The organism is Nocardia sp. XZ_19_369, from assembly GCF_015355715.1.
In the GTDB taxonomy this organism is placed as follows: Bacteria; Actinomycetota; Actinomycetes; order Mycobacteriales; family Mycobacteriaceae; genus Nocardia.
Genome location: NZ_JACVED010000013.1, coordinates 172,532 through 192,083 on the forward strand (window position 1 = coordinate 172,532; position 19,552 = coordinate 192,083).

At 67.3% G+C, this 19,552-nt stretch carries 16 protein-coding genes; 8 read left to right on the top strand and 8 right to left on the bottom strand.

The window, feature by feature from the left end; translation table 11 throughout:
- The first annotated feature begins 96 nt into the window (after window positions 1-96).
- Window positions 97-1,362, top strand: a complete 1,266-nt coding sequence (locus tag IBX18_RS38430) for an aspartate kinase (RefSeq protein ID WP_107653739.1) — start codon at window positions 97-99, stop codon at window positions 1,360-1,362.
- Window positions 1,363-1,365: 3 nt separating this feature from the next.
- Window positions 1,366-2,400: an aspartate-semialdehyde dehydrogenase gene (locus IBX18_RS38435; RefSeq protein ID WP_194838331.1), complete on the top strand. Its 1,035-nt coding sequence runs from the start codon at window positions 1,366-1,368 to the stop codon at window positions 2,398-2,400.
- Window positions 2,401-2,451: 51 nt separating this feature from the next.
- Here IBX18_RS38435 and IBX18_RS38440 read toward each other — a convergent pair whose 3' ends face one another.
- The 3 genes from IBX18_RS38440 to IBX18_RS38450 form a co-directional block, all read right to left on the bottom strand.
- Window positions 2,452-4,890, bottom strand: coding sequence for a glycoside hydrolase family 3 protein (locus IBX18_RS38440; RefSeq protein WP_194838332.1), 2,439 nt, complete (start codon window positions 4,888-4,890; stop codon window positions 2,452-2,454).
- A 125-nt stretch (window positions 4,891-5,015) separates the two neighbouring features.
- Entirely contained in the window at window positions 5,016-5,618 is a 603-nt protein-coding gene (locus tag IBX18_RS38445; RefSeq protein WP_194838333.1) for a TetR/AcrR family transcriptional regulator, read from the bottom strand.
- Between the two features lie 64 nt (window positions 5,619-5,682).
- Window positions 5,683-6,312 carry a TetR/AcrR family transcriptional regulator gene (locus IBX18_RS38450; protein ID WP_194838334.1) on the bottom strand — a complete coding sequence of 210 codons (630 nt, stop codon included), beginning with the start codon at window positions 6,310-6,312 and terminating at the stop codon, window positions 5,683-5,685.
- Between the two features lie 76 nt (window positions 6,313-6,388).
- Between IBX18_RS38450 and IBX18_RS38455 the strand changes: the two genes are divergently transcribed.
- A complete protein-coding gene (locus IBX18_RS38455) occupies window positions 6,389-6,889 on the top strand; it encodes a PaaI family thioesterase (protein ID WP_194838335.1) in 501 nt (166 codons plus the stop codon).
- A 1-nt stretch (window position 6,890) separates the two neighbouring features.
- Here the strand turns inward: IBX18_RS38455 and IBX18_RS38460 are convergent, their stop codons facing one another.
- Window positions 6,891-8,231 carry a serine hydrolase gene (locus IBX18_RS38460; RefSeq protein WP_194838336.1) on the bottom strand — a complete coding sequence of 447 codons (1,341 nt, stop codon included), beginning with the start codon at window positions 8,229-8,231 and terminating at the stop codon, window positions 6,891-6,893.
- 68 nt (window positions 8,232-8,299) lie between these two features.
- A complete protein-coding gene (locus tag IBX18_RS38465; protein WP_194838337.1) occupies window positions 8,300-9,652 on the bottom strand; it encodes a serine hydrolase in 1,353 nt (450 codons plus the stop codon).
- A gap of 335 nt (window positions 9,653-9,987) precedes the next feature.
- Between IBX18_RS38465 and IBX18_RS38470 the strand changes: the two genes are divergently transcribed.
- From IBX18_RS38470 to IBX18_RS38485, 4 genes are all read left to right on the top strand, one after another.
- The gene (locus IBX18_RS38470; protein ID WP_194838338.1) at window positions 9,988-10,413 is read left to right on the top strand and encodes a Fur family transcriptional regulator; all 426 of its coding nucleotides are present in this window, start codon (window positions 9,988-9,990) and stop codon (window positions 10,411-10,413) included.
- 70 nt (window positions 10,414-10,483) lie between these two features.
- Window positions 10,484-11,971 carry a catalase gene (locus IBX18_RS38475; protein ID WP_194838339.1) on the top strand — a complete coding sequence of 496 codons (1,488 nt, stop codon included), beginning with the start codon at window positions 10,484-10,486 and terminating at the stop codon, window positions 11,969-11,971.
- 793 nt (window positions 11,972-12,764) lie between these two features.
- Window positions 12,765-13,991 carry a cytochrome P450 gene (locus IBX18_RS38480; protein WP_194838340.1) on the top strand — a complete coding sequence of 409 codons (1,227 nt, stop codon included), beginning with the start codon at window positions 12,765-12,767 and terminating at the stop codon, window positions 13,989-13,991.
- A complete protein-coding gene (locus IBX18_RS38485; protein ID WP_194838341.1) occupies window positions 13,988-14,578 on the top strand; it encodes a TetR/AcrR family transcriptional regulator in 591 nt (196 codons plus the stop codon). The genes IBX18_RS38480 and IBX18_RS38485 overlap by 4 nt, the downstream gene beginning before the upstream one ends.
- Before the next feature lie 56 nt (window positions 14,579-14,634).
- Here IBX18_RS38485 and IBX18_RS38490 read toward each other — a convergent pair whose 3' ends face one another.
- From IBX18_RS38490 to IBX18_RS38500, 3 genes are all read right to left on the bottom strand, one after another.
- Window positions 14,635-15,867 (bottom strand): FAD-dependent monooxygenase, encoded by a 1,233-nt coding sequence (locus tag IBX18_RS38490; RefSeq protein WP_194838342.1) that lies wholly within the window; start codon window positions 15,865-15,867, stop codon window positions 14,635-14,637.
- 143 nt (window positions 15,868-16,010) lie between these two features.
- Window positions 16,011-17,735 (bottom strand): allophanate hydrolase, encoded by a 1,725-nt coding sequence (gene atzF / locus IBX18_RS38495; protein ID WP_194838343.1) that lies wholly within the window; start codon window positions 17,733-17,735, stop codon window positions 16,011-16,013.
- Window positions 17,736-17,824: 89 nt separating this feature from the next.
- The gene (locus IBX18_RS38500) at window positions 17,825-18,526 is read right to left on the bottom strand and encodes a GntR family transcriptional regulator (RefSeq protein ID WP_194838344.1); all 702 of its coding nucleotides are present in this window, start codon (window positions 18,524-18,526) and stop codon (window positions 17,825-17,827) included.
- A 176-nt stretch (window positions 18,527-18,702) separates the two neighbouring features.
- On the opposite strand from IBX18_RS38500, the gene IBX18_RS38505 reads away from it, so the two are divergent.
- Window positions 18,703-19,386 carry an arsenate reductase ArsC gene (locus IBX18_RS38505; RefSeq protein ID WP_306796592.1) on the top strand — a complete coding sequence of 228 codons (684 nt, stop codon included), beginning with the start codon at window positions 18,703-18,705 and terminating at the stop codon, window positions 19,384-19,386.
- The last annotated feature ends 166 nt before the right edge of the window (window positions 19,387-19,552 follow it).

Below are 19,552 nucleotides of genomic sequence, written 5' to 3' on the forward strand. Positions count from 1 at the left end.
ACCGGTCGCCTGAGGAGGCAGGCGGAATCCGCTGGACCACGGCCGGTACGCTGAGTGGCTGTTAGCAGCTGGTAGTCGATCTTGGAGGACCCTGTCGTGGCTCTCGTTGTTCAGAAGTACGGAGGATCCTCGGTGGCTACCGCCGAGCGCATCCGGCGCGTCGCTGAACGGATCGTCGAGACCAAGAAGGCGGGCCACGACGTGGTGGTCGTCTGCTCGGCCATGGGCGACACCACCGACGAACTGCTCGACCTGGCCCAGCAGGTGGCGCCCGCGCCGCCGGCCCGGGAAATGGACATGCTGCTCACCTCGGGTGAGCGCATCTCCAACGCGCTGGTCGCCATGGCCATCCACTCGCTCGGCGCCGAGGCCCGCTCGTTCACCGGCTCGCAGGCCGGGGTGATCACCACCGGTGCGCACGGCAACGCCAAGATCATCGACGTCACCCCGGGCCGGCTGCGTCAGGCGCTCGACGACGGGCAGATCGTGCTGGTCGCCGGCTTCCAGGGCGTCAGCCAGGACAGCAAGGACGTCACCACGCTCGGGCGCGGCGGCTCCGACACCACCGCGGTCGCGCTGGCCGCGGCGCTGGAGGCCGACGTCTGCGAGATCTACACCGACGTGGACGGCGTCTTCACCGCCGACCCGCGGATCGTGCCGGACGCGCAGCGACTCGAGCAGGTCTCCTACGAGGAGATGCTGGAACTCGCGGCCTGCGGCGCGAAGGTGCTGATGCTGCGCTGCGTCGAATACGCGCGCCGGTACAACGTGCCTGTGCATGTGCGCTCGTCCTATACCGACAAGCCGGGCACCTACGTTTACGGATCGATGGAGGACATCCCCTTGGAGCAAGCAATCCTCACGGGCGTCGCGCACGACCGCAGCGAGGCCAAGGTGACCGTGGTCGGGCTGCCCGATGTGCCCGGCTACGCCGCCAAGGTGTTCCGCGCGGTCGCCGATGCCGAGATCAATATCGACATGGTGCTGCAGAACATCTCCAAGATCGATACCGGCAAGACCGACATCACCTTCACCCTGCCCAAGACCGACGGCGCGCGCGCCGTGGAGATGCTGACCAAGCAGCAGGACGAGATCGGCTTCTCGCAGGTGCTCTACGACGACCACATCGGCAAGGTGTCGCTGGTGGGCGCGGGCATGAAGAGCCACCCCGGCGTGACCGCCAAGTTCTGTGAGGCGCTGGCCGAGGCGGGCGTCAACATCGATCTGATCTCCACCTCCGAGATCCGGATCTCGGTGCTGGTCAAGGACACCGAACTGGACGAGGCCGTCAAGGTGCTGCACCGGGCCTTCGAGCTGGGCGGCGACGAGGTCGCCGTGGTGCACGCGGGAACGGGGCGTTAAACCATGGGCATTCGAGTAGGCGTCGTCGGCGCGACCGGGCAGGTCGGCGCCGTCATGCGGAAACTGCTGGAGGAGCGCAACTTCCCGGCCGACGAGGTGCGTTTCTTCGCCTCGTCGCGCTCGGCGGGTACGAAGCTGCCGTGGCGCGGCGGCGAGATCGTCGTCGAGGACACCGAGCTCGCCGATCCGGCCGGCCTGGACATCGCGCTGTTCTCGGCCGGTGCCACCATGTCCCGGGTGCAGGCCCCGCGCTTCGCGGCAGCGGGCGTCACGGTGATCGACAACTCCTCGGCCTGGCGCAAGGACCCCGATGTCCCGCTGGTGGTCAGCGAGGTCAATCCCGAGCAGACCCGCAACCTGGTCAAGGGCATCATCGCCAACCCGAACTGCACCACCATGGCCGCCATGCCGGTGCTGAAGCCACTGCACGACCTCGCCGGGCTGCGCCGCCTCATCGTGTCCAGCTACCAGGCGGTGTCCGGTAGCGGCCTGGCCGGTGTGGAAGAGCTTGCGACACAGGCGCGTGCGGTGATCGACGACGTGGAGAAGCTCACCCACGACGGCAGCGCCGTCGACTTCCCCGCGCCGAACAAGTACGTCGCGCCGATCGCGTTCAACGTGCTGCCGCTGGCCGGTTCGCTGGTCGACGACGGCTCCGGCGAGACCGACGAGGATCAGAAGCTGCGCAACGAGAGCCGCAAGATTCTCGGGTTGCCCGACCTGCTGGTCAGCGGCACCTGCGTGCGCGTTCCGGTGTTCACCGGTCACTCGCTGTCGGTGAACGCCGAGTTCGACGAGCCGCTGTCGGTCGAGCAGGCCAAGGAGATCCTGGCCAAGGCGCCCGGCGTCAAGCTGGTCGACGTGCCGACGCCGCTGCAGGCGGCCGGTGCGGATGACTCGCTGGTCGGCCGGATCCGCCAGGATCCGGGCGTGCCGGACGGCCGTGGGCTCGCGCTCTTCATCTCCGGTGACAACCTGCGAAAGGGTGCCGCCCTCAACACCATTCAAATCGCCGAGGTGCTGCTCAGCAATCGCTGAGGCGTTGTCGGCACGGCCGTGGATCCCCGGTGGATCCACGGCCGTCGTCGTTTACTCCGCTTCGTACCCGATGGTCAATGGGCGGTCGGCGTAGGAAGAACCCGCCTGGATCTCGTAGGAGCCGGGCACCGAGCGCCAGGCGTTGTCGTCCCAGATCTCGAAGGCGCGCTGCGGGATTCGGATCTCGGCGGTGACCAGCTCACCCGGATCGGCCGTGACGCGCGCGAAGCCGGCCAGCCAGCGGGCCGGGCGCAGCACCGAATCCGCAACGGGGGCAAGGTAGACCTGCACGACTTCGGCACCCCGGCGTGAACCGGTGTTGCGCAGGCGAACGGTCACCGTTGTCCCGGTGCGGTCGATCGACTCGTAATCCCATGTCGTGTAACCGAATCCATGTCCGAACGGGAAAGCCGGCGCGGTGCTTGCCCGCTCCCAGGCGCGATAGCCGATGAAAAGGTCTTCCCGATAGACGAGTTCGCCGTCGGTCGGGGTCACCTCCGAGACCGGGCAGTCGGCCAGCGCGACCGGCCAGGTGGTCGGCAATCGACCGCCCGGCTCCGCGTCGCCGAGCAGTACCTCGGCGAGAGCTGCGCCGGCCTGCTGCCCGGGGAACCAGCTCAACAGGATCGCGGCGACCTCGTCCCGCCACGGCATCTCCACCGGCGACCCGGCGTTCACGACCACGACGGTGTTCGGGTTGGCCGCGGCCACCCGGCTGACCAGTTCGTCCTGGCGGCCGGGCAGTTTCAGGCTCGTGCGATCGAAGCCCTCGGACTCGACCTGTTCGGTGGTGGCCACGACCACCACCGCCACGTCGGCGGCGCGTGCCGCTTCGACGGCCTCGTCGATCAGCTCGTCCGGATCACGGCGGGGGTCGCCGTGCGCGAGGGTGAACAGGATCGCCTGGATCGGCATGTCCGCGAACTTCATCGGCGTGTGCGTCATCGCCACCTCGACCGTCGTGCCCGCGGTCAGTTCGACCGTGCCGCGTTCGGTCGGCGTACCGAAGAAAGCCTCGAAGGGGTCTGCGCCGGTGAGGGTTTCGGCGCCCTCGAACAGCACGGTGTCGTCGACCACGAGCCGGAAATCACCGACCCCCTTGGTGCCGAACGCATGCGCGCCGGTTTCCGCCGGAGTGAAGGTGCCGCGCACCTCGACGGTGTGCAGTGCGTCGTAGTCGATACCGTCGGGCAGTTCGCCGAGCCAGTTGACCATGCCGTTGGGCAGCGAGCTCTCGCCGAGCAGGGTCCCTTCGGCGTCGAAAACGCGGGCGTGCAGGTCGAATCCGCGGTCCGCGGCACCGAGGACGTCGCTCGGGGCGGCACCGACGGAGTAGCTCAGTGCGCCCGCCGGCAGCGCGGCGGTGAGACCGTCGAGCGGCGACACCACGGATTCCGGGAAGACGGTGGCCGAGCCGCCGCCGAGGATGCGGGCATCCCGGGCGGCCAGACCGCTCAGCGCCACCTTCGTTCGTTTCCCGTCGAGGGGGAGGGCGGGGCGTTCGCCGATCGTCTCGTTGCGTACCAGAACGAAAGCGCGCGAGGCGATCTCGCGGGCCAACGCGACTCCGTCGATCTGTTCCGGCAGCGTGGTCACCGCGGGCTCGGCACCTTCGAGCAGGCCGACCCGCGCCGCGAGCCGCAGTACATTGCGCACCGCCGCGTCCACCACGGACTCGTCGACCTCGCCGTTGCGCACCGCCGCGACGAGGGCGTCGCCGTAGACGCCGCGCGGTCCCGGCATCGCGACATCCAGCCCCGCGGTGATCGCGGCGACCGTCGACCGCGCGGCCATCCAGTCGGAGACGACGATGCCGTCGAAACCCCATTCGCCGCGCAGTATTCCGTTCAGCAGCGCACCGTGCTCGGTCATCGTGGTGCCGTTGACCTGGTTGTAGGCGGCCATCACGCCCCACGGCCGGGCATCGCGCACCATCGCTTCGAAGGGCGCCAGATACAGCTCGCGCAGCGCGCGTGCGGAGACCACATTGTTCACGGTGAAGCGTTCGGTCTCGGCGTCGTTGGCGACGAAATGCTTGACGGTGGTGCCGATTCCGCCGTCCTGCACGCCGCTGACATAGCCGGTACCGATCCGCCCGGTCAGGTACGGATCCTCAGAGTAGCTCTCGAAATGCCGTCCGCCCAGCGGTGATCGATGCAGATTGACGGTGGGCGCGAGCAGTACGTGCACCCCTTTGCGCCGCGCTTCCTGCGCGAGCAGCCGCCCGGCCCGCCTGGCCAGTTCCGGATCCCAGGTCGCGGCCAGCGCGGTCGGCGACGGCAGCGCGATGGACGGGTCGTCGGCGGTCCAGCGCACGCCGCGCACCCCGATCGGGCCGTCGGACATCACCAGTGACCGCAGCCCGATCTCGGGCAGTGCGGGCAGCGACCACATGTCCTGGCCCATCAGCAGTCGAGCTTTGGCGGTCAGGTCGAGCTTGCCGAGGGCCGCCGTCACCGCTGCTTCCCGGGTTACGTCGCCTGGACTCATGAGAACTCCTTTGTCGGCCGATGTCGTTGCGGACCGGGTTGACGCATGCCATGAGTCCGAGCGGGCGTCCGCAGGTCCGCCGCACTCACCTAATCAATAGTAGGTGTTGTTATTGGCTCGTTATATTATTCGGCGTCGGCACTCGGCTCGAGCAAAGCGACGAAGTCCCGGAACGCCACACCCATATCGACTGCCTCCGGATCGAGCAACCACTGCGTCTGCAAACCATCCAGCACCGCGATCAGTAACGGCGCCACCTGCTCCGGCGTCCGGCCACCGGCCAACCGCTCCCCGAACTCCGCCCGCAGCAGCTCGGCCAGCCGCGCCCTCGCCTGCGCGTACCGCTCGATGAAATACTCCCGAGCCGGATGCCCACCGGTCACGCTTTCACCCGCCAACGCGGTGAACGTCTGCACCACACCCGGTCGCATCGCGTTGTACTCGACCAACTGCTCGAGATGCGACAACCGCCAACTCTCCGACGGCCCCGCCAGGAACGCCGCGGTATCCCATCGATCCCGCTCCTCGAGCACCGCGACCAGCAGGTGCTCTTTGCTCGGGAAATAGTGCAACAACCCAGGTTGCGTCAGCCCCACCCGTTCGGCCACCGCCCCCAGCGACGCCCCGCGATACCCCCGCTCCGCGATCACCTCCCGCGCGGCATCGAGGATCTCCGCCCGGCGCCGATCCGCCTGCCCCGCACGCCCACCTCGTTGTTCCTGCGTCACGGGTCGAGCGTAGTTGCGTGTGATCTCAGACCGGCTCAGGTCATCGCCGACGAGGTGCTCGGCCCTACAGCCGCTCGAGGGCGGCGATGGCCGCTAGGAACAGCTCGACATTGTCGTGCACGAATTCGTCCCGCGGGTAGGGCAGCGACTGCTGGATCCACGCGGTGCTGGTTTCGCCGAAGCCACCGACCAGGAATCGTGCGGTGAGATCGATGGCGGGATCATCCGCCGGCCGGTCGGGCAGCAGTCCGTGCAGCAGTGCGCCGTAGGTCCGCGACACGTCCTCGGACCGTGCGAGCCGGCGGGCCGCCACGGCCGGATGCCCATAAGCCTTGGTGGACAGCAACTTTCCCTTGGCGGGCGCGCTCAGGAAGAAGTCGGCCAGCGCCTCGACCAGCGCCGTGACCTGAGCACGGCGGTCCGGTCCCGCAGCCGCGACCGCCGCGTCGACCGCCGCCGCCATCTGCCGGAAGGCCAGCTCGAACGCCGCCACCACCAGTTCGTCGAGATCGGTGAAACTCTCGTAGACGAATCGGGTGGACAGCCCCGCCTGCTTCGCGACAGCCCGGATGGTCAGCCCGCCGGGCCCGTCCAGCGCCAGTACCTCGAACGCCGCCTCCAGCAGCTGCTCGCGCCGGGTGGCGCGGCGCTGATCGGCGGATACCCCGCCGTAGGTCCGTGCTTGCTTCGCCACCACGCCATCTTGACACGGATGTTTCCTAAATCTAGCTTCAATCAGGAGACAGTTGATTCCCGATTGAGGAGTGCGGATGACCGGACTTGCCGAAGCGTCCGATCGCGGCCTGCGCGACGCGGGCGACGCGTTGTCCCCGCACGGCGACCACTGCTTCGGCTGCGGCCCGCAGAATCGAGCCGGTGTCGCGATGGTGTCCACGCTGGTGGACGGCCGCCTCACCGGTAGCTGCACCTTCGACCGAAGGCACCAGGGCGCACCAGGTCTGGCGCACGGCGGGGTAGTCGCCGCAGTGCTGGACGAGGCCTGCGGCAGCGTCCCGACCGGCGCCGGAATCCCGGCGGTGACCGCGAAAATCACGGTGAACTACGCCAAACCCGCTCCGCTGCACCGCCCGATGACGGTGTCCGCGCACGTGGATCGCCGCGAGGGCACCCGCAAGCTGCACATCTACGCGCGGCTCGAACTCGACGGCGAACTCATCGCCGAGGCGGACGCGCTGTTCGTCGTGGTATCGCCGGATCATTTCCGCGCCCACGGCGCCGAAGACGGCGAATTGCCTTTCCTCGGTGTGTGATTCAGCGAATGCCGGGCGCGCCGGGGCCTAGGCAGATCACGATCGTGCACCCCGGCGCGGTATCCGCGAAGGGTGGCGCGAGGGGATAGTGCAAGCAGGACAGCACATCACAGCCCGGGTAGGCGTACGGCCCCGCGCCGAATACCGCTAGCACGAAGTTCAGGTCCACGAACTGGCTCGGGTTCAGCCGCACCGGTGGTTCGACGTACGGGCCGGGGTCGGGGATGGGCTGTTGATGGAACGCCGCGAACAGCTTGCGGAAGAACTCGTACGGCAGCTCCGCGATGTTCTGGATGGTGCCGGTCAGTCCGTACCGGCTGACATTGCCGTAGAACCCGGTCCACACCACCGTCAGATCCAGGCTCGGCATGACGAAGACGTTCTGCAAACCGAGCCCGGCCATCATGTAGGTGTCGGGCGGCAGGTTGGTCGCGGATTCCGCGCAGCCCGGCCCGAGCCAGAACAGATAGCCGTAGCACCGGTTGGCCGGTGAGGGTTGACGTGCCTGCCGCAGATAACCGGCCGACACGATTTGCTGTGTGCCCCAACGCCCTTCGTTGCTGACCAGCAGCCCCAGTTTGGCGAAATCGTTCGGCGGGATCAGCAGATGGGCGTAGCCGTAGGTGTGCCCGGCCCGATCGCGCGCCCAGTAGTAGTCGCCGCGTTCGATACCGAGCGGATCGAACAGTTCCCGTTGCGCGAATTGCTGAAGGGGTTCGCCGACGGCCAATTCGAGCACATAGCTGAGCAGGTCGACATTGCGCTGGCTGTAGCTGAATACCGTGCCCGGCGGATTGTCCAGCGGCACACCGAGCGCCTGCACCGCACTGTTCGGATCAATCGGCACGACCGCGGTCGCGCCCTCGGTCAATACGCCGACCTTCATGCCCGAGGTTTCGGTGAGCAGATTCTGCACGGTGATCGACCGATGCGCTACGTCACCGAGTCCAGGCGGCAGATACCGGTCGATCGGTGCGCTGATATCGAGTTTGCCTTGATCCCAGGCCATCCCGGCGAGCAGCGAGACGACGCTCTTGGTGGCACTCCAGATATTCCACGCCACATTGCCGGTCTGCGCGTTCGTCGGCCCCTCGCCGATCAGGCAGTTGTGCCGAAATACCTGAACATTGATCCGGTTTCGGGTGGCGGCGAAAGCCAAGGCGTCCGCGAGTCCCGCGCTGTCGATACCGACCTGCTCGGGTAGCGCGCGGGCGAATGCGCGGTCGGAGCGCACGTCGCAGGACACCGGGTCCGCGGCGGCCTGCGCACTCCCGGTGAATACGTTGCCCGCCACCAGCGATAACGCAGCGAACCCGACCAGGAACCCACTGAATCGCCCCATGCGCACGAGGCTATCGTGCGCGGTCGCCGTGGACGGGGGAATGGCGTGTTGTGGTGTGCCGGGGGTCGTCAGTCGATGCCGGGAGCGCCGGGACCGAGGCACACCAGGATCGCGCAACCCGGCGCGGTATCCCAAAAGGGTGGGGCGAGCGGATAGTCCAGGCAGGAGAAGACATTGCAGCCGGGATAGGTGTCCGGCCCGATACCGAATACGGCGAGCAGGATGTTCGGATCGACGAACTGCCTCGGGTCCAATTCCACCTGCGGTTCGACGAACGGACCTGGATCGGGCAGCGGCCGCTGGTGGAATGCGGCGAACAATTTGCGGAAGAACTCATACGGTAGTTCCGCCTGGTTCTGCAGGGTGCCGGTCAGGCCCTTGCTGCTGCGATTGCCGAAGAATCCGGTCCACACCACCGTCAGGTCCAGGCTCGGAATACCGAAGACGTTCTGCATGCCGAGGCCGTCCATCATGAACAGGTCGGGCGGCACGTTGTACAAGCTTGCCGCGCACTCGGGTCCGACCCAGAACAGATACCCGTAGCAGTCGTTGGCGGACGAGGGTGTCAGTGCCAGCCGCAGATACTTCTCCGAGATGACTTGCTTTGTGCCCCACTGCCCGTCATTGCTGACGAGGAGCCCGAGTTTGGCGAAATCGTTCGGCGGGATCATCAGATGGGCGTAGCCGTAGGTGTGCCCGGCTCGATCGCGCGCCCAGTAGTAGTCGTCGCGCTGGATACCTAGTGGATCGAACAGCTCGCGCTGCGCGAATTGTTGCAGCGGTTCGCCGACAGCCAGTTCGAGTACATAGGTGAGCAGGTCGACATTGCGCTGGCTGTAGCTGAATTCCGTACCCGGTGGATTCTCCAGCGGCATGCCCAGCGCTTGCACGGCACTGTTCGGATCGATCGGGACCACCCCGGTGATGCCCTCGGTGAGGGCGCCGATCTTCAGTCCCGAGGATTCGGTGAGCAGGTTCTGCACGGTGATCGAGCGATGCTCGGAGTCGCCGAGCTCGGCGGGCAGGTAGCGGTCGATCGGTGCGGCGAGATCGAGTTTGCCCTGGTCCCAGGCGATCCCCGCGACGAGCGAGACGACACTCTTGGTGGAACTCCAGATGTTCCAGGCGACATTGCCGGTCTGGTCGTTCGTCGGGCCCTCGCCGATCAGGCAGTTGTGCCGGAACACCTGCACATTCAGCCGGTTGCGGGTGCTGGCGAAGGCCAACGCCGCCGCGAGGCGTTCGCTGTCGAGGCCGACCTGTTCCGGCTTCGCCCGGGCGAACTCGCGCCCGGACTGCGGCGTGCAGCGCACCTCATCCGACGCGTGATGGGGTACCGCCTGCGCCTTACTGGTGGACATATTGCCCGCCACCAGCGATAACGCAGCGAGCACGACGAGAAACCCACCGAATCGCCCCATGCGCACGAGGCTATCGCGGTCACTCGGCCAACCCCGGCCACCGAGCGGCGAGCCGGGCCGGAAATCGCAAACGCCGCCAGGTCGCAAAACCTGGCGGCGCTGAGTCGCCGGACGCCACGCCAGCGTCACGACTCGAGGTCGACGTCCCACAAGCGCCTCTCGGCGGGTGGTCGCTCGTAGCGACAAAGGGGTGAGGCCCGGGGCTGTCCGGACGCCGACAGTGAGCTTCAACGACCATCCGCCCGGATGTATTCCACGCGGCCGAAGGTGATCTGCGCCACGCTGGATCGGATCATTTTCTTGACTAATTCCAGAAAAGGAGGAGTATCGAGTACATGCACACCAACCACACCGACGCCACGGCGCAACTGCGCGCGGCCGGTCTGCGGGTCACCGCCCCGCGGGTCGCGGTGCTGGAGGCGGTCGCCGCCACCCCGCATGCCGATGCGGATCGGGTGGCCGCCACCGTGCGCGCAGCGTTGGGTTCGGTGTCCACCCAGGCCGTCTATGACGTGTTGCACGCCTGCGTGCACGCCGGCCTGCTGCGGCGCATCGAGCCCGCCGGTTCGGCCGCGCGGTACGAGGCCAGGACCGGGGACAACCATCACCACCTGGTGTGCCGGAACTGCGGCACGGTCGTCGACGTCGACTGTGTCGTGGGCAGCGCGCCCTGCTTGGAACCCGATGACGCGCACGGCTTCTCGGTCGACGAGGCCGAGGTCGTCTTCTGGGGACTGTGCCCGACCTGCCGTTCGGCGTAGCGGCAGCCATTTTGACCAGCCCGGGTCAGCCCACCCGGGACGTTGTTCACCAGCCGAGGAGGCTTCGACGATGACCAAGCCGACAACCACCAACACCGGAACGCCGGTGGAGAGCGACAACGAATCGCTCACCGCGGGCACTCAGGGCCCGATCCTGCTGCACGACCACTACCTCATCGAGAAGCTCGCGCAGTTCAACCGGGAGCGGGTGCCGGAGCGGATCGTGCACGCCAAGGGCGCGGGCGCCTACGGCGAACTGATGGTGACCAACGATGTCAGCCGCTACACCAAGGCCAAGCTGTTCCAGCCGGGTGCGCGGACCGAGTCGCTGGTCCGGTTCTCCACCGTCGCCGGCGAGCAGGGCAGCCCCGACACCTGGCGCGACCCGCGGGGCTTCGCGGTGAAGTTCTACACCGAGGACGGCAACTACGACCTCGTCGGTAACAACACCCCGGTCTTCTTCATCAAAGACCCGATCAAGTTCCCCGACTTCATCCGGTCGCAGAAACGCCTGCCCGGCAACGGACTTCGCGACCACAACATGCAGTGGGATTTCTGGACCCTGCGCCCGGAGACGGCGCACCAGGTGACCTGGCTGATGGGTGATCGCGGCATCCCGAAGACCTACCGGCACATGAACGGTTACGGTTCGCACACCTACCAGTGGATCAACGCGGCGGGTGAGCGCTTCTGGGTGAAATACCACTTCAAGACCGATCAGGGCGTCGACTACCTCACCCAGGCCGACGCGGACCGGATCGCGGGCGAGAACGCCGACTACCACCGCAAGGATCTGTGGGACGCGATCGAGCGCGGCGAGTTCCCGAGCTGGACGGTGCACGTGCAGGTGATGCCGGTCGCCGAGGCCGAGGGCTACCGGTTCAACCCGTTCGACCTGACCAAGGTGTGGTCGCACAAGGACTACCCGCTGATCGAGGTCGGCAAGTGGACGCTGAACCGCAACCCCGCCAACTACTTCGTCGACATCGAGCAGGCCGCCTTCGAGCCCTCGAATGTGGTTCCCGGCATCGGCTTCTCGCCGGACAAGATGCTGCTGGGCCGCGTCTTTGCCTACGCCGACGCGCACCGCTACCGGATCGGCACCAACTACGCGCAGCTGCCCCCGAACCTGCCGCGGGCCGCGGAGGTGAACTCTTACTCCAAGGAGGGCGCCATGCGGTACTTCTACAACGACGCGAGCGTGCCGGTGTACGCGCCCAACTCCTTCGGCGGCCCGCACGCCGATCCGGCGCTGGCGCCCGACGGCGGACTCTGGGAGTTCGACCCGACAATGGTGCGGGCCGGCTACGTCGAACATGCCGAGGACGGCGACTTCACCCAGGCGGGCACGCTGGTCCGCGAGGTGCTCAACGATGATCAGCGCGACCGGCTGGTGAGCAATATCGTCGGGCACGTGCTCGGCGGTGTGCAGGAGCCGGTGCTGAGCCGCGTCTTCGAGTACTGGACCAACGTGGATCCCGACCTGGGCAAGCGCGTCGAGGAAGGTGTCCGCGCCGGGCGCGACGGTGCGCCGACGCCGCCGCCTTCGCAGGGCTGAGCGACGCTAGATAAATAACCAGCAGGTGCGCACCCGTTCGGGTGCGCACCTGCTGTCCGTTTTGCCCGCGAATCGTTCGCCTACCGGTCGTCGTCAACCGCGAACAAGCGGTAGCCCAACGTAATCGGGTGAATGCGGGACCGACGCCGAGATCCGGCGTGGCTGCATAGATATGACTACAGCAGGCCCCACCAATAAAGCAGGCAGGCCAGCACCCAGACCACTGCGGTTTCCATCGTCGCTCCCAATCTCCTCGGCCACTCACCTCTATCATCCGCCTGCGGGGGCCGGGTGCTACAGGCTCGGCGCATCCGCCGCCCAGATGGCCGCATCACCAGCGTCTTTCCGCCTGCAAGGTGTTCTTAAGTGCGTGCTAAGCCCGCCCGTGCATTGTTTGTGTCAACACCGCCACTCGGGGGTGGGAAACCCGGATGGGGAGCCGGGTGGGGGAGCCGGGTGGCGGTGTTGGATCCACCGCCGGGGGTGGGGAACGGGGTCCGACCTGTCTTCGAGGGGTTGACAGGTCGGGCCTCGGGGAGAGTGCTTGCCGGGCCGGTCTTCGAGGGGTGACCGGCCTGGCGGGCCACTCGGGTACCGGACACGTTTTCGCAGGCTCTTCCGGGAGCTGACCGGCAACGATCACCGTGTTGCCACTGCCGAAGGTAACCGCGGGTGCGCGGCACGGTCCCGACTCGGGAGGGCAGCCGGACCGGTTTCGGAGGGTGATCGGCCCGGCGCCACCGAACTAGAACTCGTTCTAGACATAATCGTCTATCTGTCTTACCGTCACTACATGGTGATCGATGCGTATCGGCCCGCTCCCGTCTTCGAGCTCCGCTCCGGCGCCACTTGGACGTCGCCGTGGGAGATGTACGCCGCACTGCGCGAACATGATCCGGTGCATCACGTGGTGCCACCGACGCGTCCCGACCACGACTACTGGGTGCTCACCCGGCACGAGGACGTGTACGCGGCGGCCAGGGACAGCGAGACCTTCTCCTCGCGCGACGGGCTGACCGTGGAGTACGGCGAGCTGGAACAGATCGGGCTGACCGACAATCCGCCGCTGGTGATGCAGGATCCGCCGGAGCACACCGACTTTCGCAAGCTCGTCGCCCGCGGATTCACGCCGCGTCAAGTCAGCGAGGTGGAACCGGTGGTGCGCGCCTTCGTCCGCGAACGCCTCGACCGGATCGCCGCGGACGGCGGCGGTGACATCGTCAAGCAGCTGTTCAAGCCGCTGCCGAGCATGGTGGTGGCCTACTACCTCGGGGTGCCCGCCGAGGATCGGGATCGGTTCGACGGATGGACCGACGCGGTGGTCGCGGGCAGTACCGATCGGGCGAGCACCGAAGCCATGCCCGCATCGATGGCGATGATGGGCTACTTCACCGAACTCATCAAGCGGCGGCGCACCGACCCGGGGACGGACACGGTGTCGCTGCTCGTACAGGCGGGCATGGCGGCGGACGACGCGGATGTGCGTGGCCTGGTGCAGATTCTGGCCTACGCCTGGACGATGGTCGCCGGCGGCAACGACACCACGACGGGGCTGCTCGGTGGTGCGGTGCAACTGCTGCAACAACATCCGGAGCAGCGCGCCGCGTTGGTCGCGGACAAGGACCGGATCCGCACGGCCGTAGAGGAATTCGCGAGGTTGACAGCGCCGGTGCAGTGTTTGGCGCGTACGACGACGCGCGCGGTCGAGTTGAGCGGCAAGGCGATTCCCGCGGGGCGCAAGGTCCTACTCGTATTCGGCTCCGCCAATCGTGACGAGCGCGCCTTCGGTGCCGATGCGGCAGCGCTGGACATCGACCGGAATCCGCAGCGGATACTCACTTTCGGGCACGGACCGCACCATTGCCTCGGTGCGGCCGCGGCCCGGATGCAGGCCCGGGTGGCCCTGGAAGAGCTGCTCGATCGCTTCCCGAACTTCGCGGTGGATATCGACGCCGTCGAATACGCACCGGGGCCATACGTGCGCAGGCCGACCACGGTTCCGTTCCGGTGTGCCGGATGACCGGCGACTGGCTGGCGGACGGGCGCGCCGAGCTGGCGAGCGAGCGCATCCTGGACGCGGTCCGCGCGCTGTTCATCGACAAGGGGGTCAGCGGCGTCGGCATGGCCGAAGTCGCCGAGGCCGCAGGCTGTTCCAGGGCGACGCTCTACCGCTACTTCGACAACCGGCAAGCGCTGTACGTCGCCTTCGCCGGACGCGAGGCCCGCCAGGTGGTCGAGCGGGTGTGGCGCGACCCGGCCGTTTCCGCCGCCACCGACCCGGGCGAGCGACTGCTCGACGGTCTCACCGCGCTGCTCGCCGAGGTGCGCAAAACCCCGCATCTGGCGGTATGGTTCGCGCCCGCCAATGCGGGAATCGTTGCGCAGCTGTCGAATTCGTCGGATGTGGTGGACACCCTCGCGACCGATTTCGTCAGTGGCTTCCGGCCGGACCTCCCCGCGCCGGCTGCCCGCCGACTCGGCCAATGGTTCGTGCGCGTGATGGTGTCGCTGCTTACCTTGCCCGGTGCGACCGAAGACGACGAGCGGGCACTGCTGCGCAACTTCGCGCTGCCGTTCCTGCTCGACCAGGGGACGACGATCGAGTAACGGCTGTGCGCAAACGACCGGAGCCCGGGATCGGCTGCGGTCGTCGCGTTTTCGAGCTACCGGTCGACGGTCTGAGTGGTGTAGTCGGGCAGTTCGTAGGACTCGTTCTTGGTAAGCATCTTCAGCATGAGCGGCCGCAGTACCTTCGTGGTCATCAGCTTGCTGAGGGTCAGGCCCGCGCGGATGCCGAAGCTGGTCTGGGGGGTCATGGCCTTCAGCCCGCCCGGCGGGAGTTGCTGCGCCTCGGCGATGAACGGGCGCAGCACTTCCTCGTAGCGGACCAGCGCCTGCGCGAGATCGTCTGCGTGCGCGGCGATTTCACCGGCGAGCACGTACGCCCCGATCAGTGCCATCGCGGTGCCGTTGCCGGTGAGTGGTGAACCGCAGTACCCGGCGTCGCCCAGCAGCACGACCCGGCTCTTCGACCAGCTCGGCATGTCGATCCTGGCCAGCTCGTCGAAGTAGAAGTCGGTCGCCTCGCCCATCGCGCCTGCGATCCTGGCCGATTCCCAACCGCCACCGGCCAGCCGCTGCCGGATCAGGTCCTGCTGGGCCGCGACATCGCGGCGCAGTGCCGGATCGGCGTCGGTACGGATGGTGATCAGGGCCTTGGCGGTCGCCGGGTCGGCGTCGGGGCGCAGTCCGATACTGGTCGCGCCGACCAGCGAGTGCATGGTGAACCAGTTGTGCTCCACGTCGTCCGGGGACGGCAGCGTGAAGAAGGACATGTAACCGCCGAGGTAGGTCGAGAACTGCTCTTCCGGGCCGAACACCATTCGGCGGGTGCCCGAGTGCAGGCCGTCGGCGCCGATGACGAGGTCGAAGCGCTGCTGCGCGCCGGAGGCGAAGGTGACCTGCACGCCGGTCGCGTCCTGCTCGATAGCGGTGATCCACTCGCTGTAGCGGTAGTCCACGCCGCCCGCCTCGGCCAGCGCGTCGAGCAGCACCTGGTTGAGATCGCCTCGGGTGATCTCGATTTCGGCGACGGCACCCTTGCCTTCGAACAGTTCGGTGGGCATGCGCACCAGGGTGCGGCCCGTGGCGTCCACGATTTTCAAGCCGCGCTCGTCGAGCTGATACGTGCGGATCCCGGGCATCAGCCCCATCCGCTCCGCGACCTCGCCGCTCGGGCCCCGCAGGTCGACCGCCTGCCCGCCCGGTCGCGGCGCCTCGGCGCGCTCCACCACGGTGGCCCGGATGCCCGCCCGAAGCAGTTGCAAGGCAACCGCATTGCCGCCGATGCCGCCGCCGGCGATGAGGACGCGGGGCTGGGTGGTGGTGGCGCTCATGATCTGTTCCCTTGCTCGACTCCGAATGTCTTGGACCTATGTCTACAGGGCTCTTGCACAAATGTCTAGTACATATGTGTAAGACTGATGTGCAGGCAAGGCCGAGGTACTGGGAGCACGGAAAATCGAGGCTGGTGTGCTACCTACGGGCGCTGTTCGAGGTAGGCCTTCCAGCCGCCGAAGGAGGTGATGTCGGTCGCGGTGGCCGCGGCCTCATAGGTGCAGGCGAAGCCGATAACCGAACGGCCGTCGGACAATTCGATACTGGTGAGCGCCATGGGGGCGGGAAGATTGGCGAGGAAATTGCCGAGCCCCGCCTCGGCGACGCGGAATAGCTCACCGGCGATGGGTGCACCGCGGCCGTCGCCATGGCGCACGAGACCCGGTTTCGGCGGTGTGGTGGCCAGGGCGGTCAGGCGGTAGGCGTCGGTGGTGCGAATGTCTCCGGTGAAGCGGGCCCCGATCTGCTCGAGCTGCCAGTGCAAGGGCTGGCCACGCAGATGTGCGCCGAAAACGGCCAGCTCGACACCGCGCTCGACCAGCAGCGGCGTGGACTCGGCACCGAGCAGGCGGGCGGCGAGATCGACGCCGACCTGATCGGCGAAGGCCGGCGTCACCAGCATGACGCCGAACGGTGCACCGTCGGTGGTGGGTTGGCCGGGGATCGCGATCGCCGCCAGGTCGAGCAGGTTGCCGAAGTTGGTGTAGGTACCCAGCCGCCTGTTGATACCTATCGGATCCGCTTGTACCGCAGCAATACTCGGGTGCTCGGTGGTGGTCGGCAGCAAGAGCGCGTCGAAGCCGTCGAGTAGTACGGCCGCCGCTGCCCGGGCTCGGGCGAGTGCGTCGAGATCGGCGGCGAAGTCGGGACCTGTTGTCTTACCGGCTGCTTCGATGATGGCGGCCACCGTGGGATCGGCGCCCGCGGGTGCTGTGGCCAGAAAAGCGCCGACGGAGGCATGCCGCTCGGCGACGATCGCGCCGTCGTAGAGCAGCAGCGCGGCGTCGAGCAGGCCGGAGATGTCGATCTCGTCGAGCTTCGCGCCGGATGCCGCTACGGCAGCGGCGGTCCGCGTGAAGGCGTCCCGGTACGGCCCGCTCAACGGGGCGAGGTCCGCGGCACGGGGGATCGCGATGCGCGGTGCCTGCGGTGCCGCCAACCGGACATCGGCGGGCCAGCCGCGGCTGCGCGGATCGCGCGGCTCCGGTCCGGACATGATCGCGGCGGCCGTCACGGCGTCGGCGAGGTCGGCGGCGAATACGGTGACCGCGTCGTAGTCCGCGCAGGCGGGCACGACACCGTGGGCCGGGATGATGCCCAACGTGGCTTTGAGGCCGATGATTCCGTGCAGCGCCGCCGGGATTCGACCGGAACCCGCTGTGTCGGTGCCGATTCCGATATCGGCGATGCCCAGTGCCACCGCCGCCGCCGAGCCGGAACTGGAACCGCCGGAAATCAGCGCCGAATCGTGCGCGTTGCGCACGGCGCCGTACGGACTGCGCGTGCCGACCAGGCCGGTGGCGAACTGGTCGAGGTTGGTCTTGCCGAGCACGATCGCGCCCGCCGCGACCAGTCGCTCGATCGCGGACGCGGTGACGTCCGGGGTGTAGGCGAATTCCGGGCAGGCCGCGGTGGTCGGCAGCCCGGCGACGTCGATGTTGTCCTTGACCGCAAGCAGCACGCCCGCCAGCGCGAGCGACGCACCGTCGGCGAGTTGCTGCTCGACCGCCGCGGCGTCGGCGGCGACCTCGTGCTCCGGCCGCAGGGTGATCCACACCTCGGGCCGATCCACCTCGGCGATCCGCCGATACGCGGCCCGGACTCGCTCGGTGGGTGATGCGCTGTTGCCTGGGCTGTCGGCAGACATTGGTCGACTCCGATCGCTGCTGATGGTTCGCAGTTCTACTGTGGCACTTGCGTGACCAGTGCTTGCGAATTCGGTTCTTCCGGTGGGCGTTATTCGGCGGCCATCGCGGCGATGGCGCGGGTGACCCGCTCGAGCACGACATCGAGGGATTCGCCGATGTGGGTGTGCAGCAGCTGGTAGGCGAGCGGAAGGTCCTCGGCCAGTACGGCATCCAGGATGCCGAGATGTTCGGCGATGGTGGTCTCGATGCGGTTGTTGACCATGAAGTCGTACATGCGGACGTGCCTGATCCGCGAGTTCACCGCGCGCAGCGCCCGCACCATTTCGGCATTGCCTGCCGCGGTGAGCAAGGTGACGTGGAACTCCTCGTCGCGCACCACGAATCCCGGTTCCTGCTCGGGCGGGTCGGCGCGCAACGCCAGCCAGGCGTCACGCTCGACCTCGAGTAGCGCGCGGTCGTGGGCCACCGCCGGGTTGGTCATCGCACGCTGGATTCCGCCGAGCTCCAACGTGATTCGCAGTTCGTAGAGGTCACGGATCAGCGGCACGCTCGGGCGCACCGGGCTGAAACCGTAGTCTTCGCGCTGCAGCAGTCCGTCGGAGCACAGCACCGTCAACGCTTCTCGGATCGGCGTGCGGGAAATCCCGAAGCGGGCCGACAGTTTCGGTTCGGTGAGTCGCTCGCCGAACTTGATGTCCCCGTTTATCAACTCGCGGCGCAGTGCGTCGTACACCACGTCGCGCAGCGGTCGGCCCGCGGCGTCTTCGAGTGTGGCCAACCGTGTCGACATGGGTGTATACGCTATGGACCTCGCGTTTCGGTGAGGTGACGACAGGTTAGCGAGGTGTAAGGGCCTGCTCACCGCCCGCCGGATCGTCTCGTCGCGGTGTCGCGTTCACCTCGGTGTGACGTGGTTTACAGGGTGTTCGTTTGCCCAGGTCAATGCCCGCCTGAGACCCTGGGTGGGTGTCTCAGCCTGAAAAGTCGGGTACGACCGAAAGCTCCGCGACACCCGCATACCGCCTGCTCTCCCTCGATCACCAGACGGCGCTCGAGCATGCCGAAGCACGGCTGCGCGAAGAGTTCGCCACCATGTTCGACCTCGCCGCCATCCACCACTACCTGCATTCGTCGTACGACGAATTCGCTTCGCGCGCAACGGTAACGCGGTACCTCCCGCTGCTCGCCGAACGCTTCGGCAGGCAGCGGCTGCAGGCACTGGCCAAGGTTCAGGGCAAGGTCGCCCGCCCGCGCCCCACCGTGCTGTTCCTCTGCACGCACAACGCGGGCCGCTCCCAGATGGCCCTCGGCTTCTTCGCTCACCTCGCCAAGGGCCGCGCCGTCGCCTGGTCCGGCGGCTCCGACCCCGGCCAGGCCCTCAACCCCGCCGCGGTGGCCGCCATGGCCGAAATCGGCGTCGACATCGCCAACGAATACCCCAAACCCTGGACCGACGAAATCATCCGCGCCGCCGACGTCATCGTCACCATGGGCTGCGGCGACACCTGCCCCCTCGTCCCGGGCCCCCGCTACGAAGAATGGTTCATCGACGACCCCGCCGGCCTCCCGCTCCACCAAATCCGCCCCATCCGCAACACCATCCGCACCCGAGTAGAACACCTGCTCACCGAACTCGGTGTCGCTGTTTAGTTGCCTCTTGCTCGCTGCGATGTCCTGATGTCACCGAACTTGGGCCAGAACACCGCATTTGTCTCTAGATTGCAGACATCGGGACATTCACTCGGCTGAACCATGCTGCATCTGTTTGCAATGGGGGGATCCAGCTCGAGAATGGAGGGGAGAAATGGACCGCAAG

Coding starts and splice junctions, on each gene's coding strand:
- IBX18_RS38470 (WP_194838338.1), top strand. CDS start 9,988: ATGCACACCAACCACACCGACGCCACGGCGCAACTGCGCGCGGCCGGT.
- IBX18_RS38435 (WP_194838331.1), top strand. CDS start 1,366: ATGGGCATTCGAGTAGGCGTCGTCGGCGCGACCGGGCAGGTCGGCGCC.
- IBX18_RS38490 (WP_194838342.1), bottom strand. CDS start 15,867: ATGAGCGCCACCACCACCCAGCCCCGCGTCCTCATCGCCGGCGGCGGC.
- IBX18_RS38465 (WP_194838337.1), bottom strand. CDS start 9,652: ATGGGGCGATTCGGTGGGTTTCTCGTCGTGCTCGCTGCGTTATCGCTG.
- IBX18_RS38500 (WP_194838344.1), bottom strand. CDS start 18,526: ATGTCGACACGGTTGGCCACACTCGAAGACGCCGCGGGCCGACCGCTG.
- IBX18_RS38475 (WP_194838339.1), top strand. CDS start 10,484: ATGACCAAGCCGACAACCACCAACACCGGAACGCCGGTGGAGAGCGAC.
- atzF (WP_194838343.1), bottom strand. CDS start 17,735: ATGTCTGCCGACAGCCCAGGCAACAGCGCATCACCCACCGAGCGAGTC.
- IBX18_RS38455 (WP_194838335.1), top strand. CDS start 6,389: ATGACCGGACTTGCCGAAGCGTCCGATCGCGGCCTGCGCGACGCGGGC.
- IBX18_RS38485 (WP_194838341.1), top strand. CDS start 13,988: ATGACCGGCGACTGGCTGGCGGACGGGCGCGCCGAGCTGGCGAGCGAG.
- IBX18_RS38440 (WP_194838332.1), bottom strand. CDS start 4,890: ATGAGTCCAGGCGACGTAACCCGGGAAGCAGCGGTGACGGCGGCCCTC.
- IBX18_RS38480 (WP_194838340.1), top strand. CDS start 12,765: ATGGTGATCGATGCGTATCGGCCCGCTCCCGTCTTCGAGCTCCGCTCC.
- IBX18_RS38460 (WP_194838336.1), bottom strand. CDS start 8,231: ATGGGGCGATTCAGTGGGTTCCTGGTCGGGTTCGCTGCGTTATCGCTG.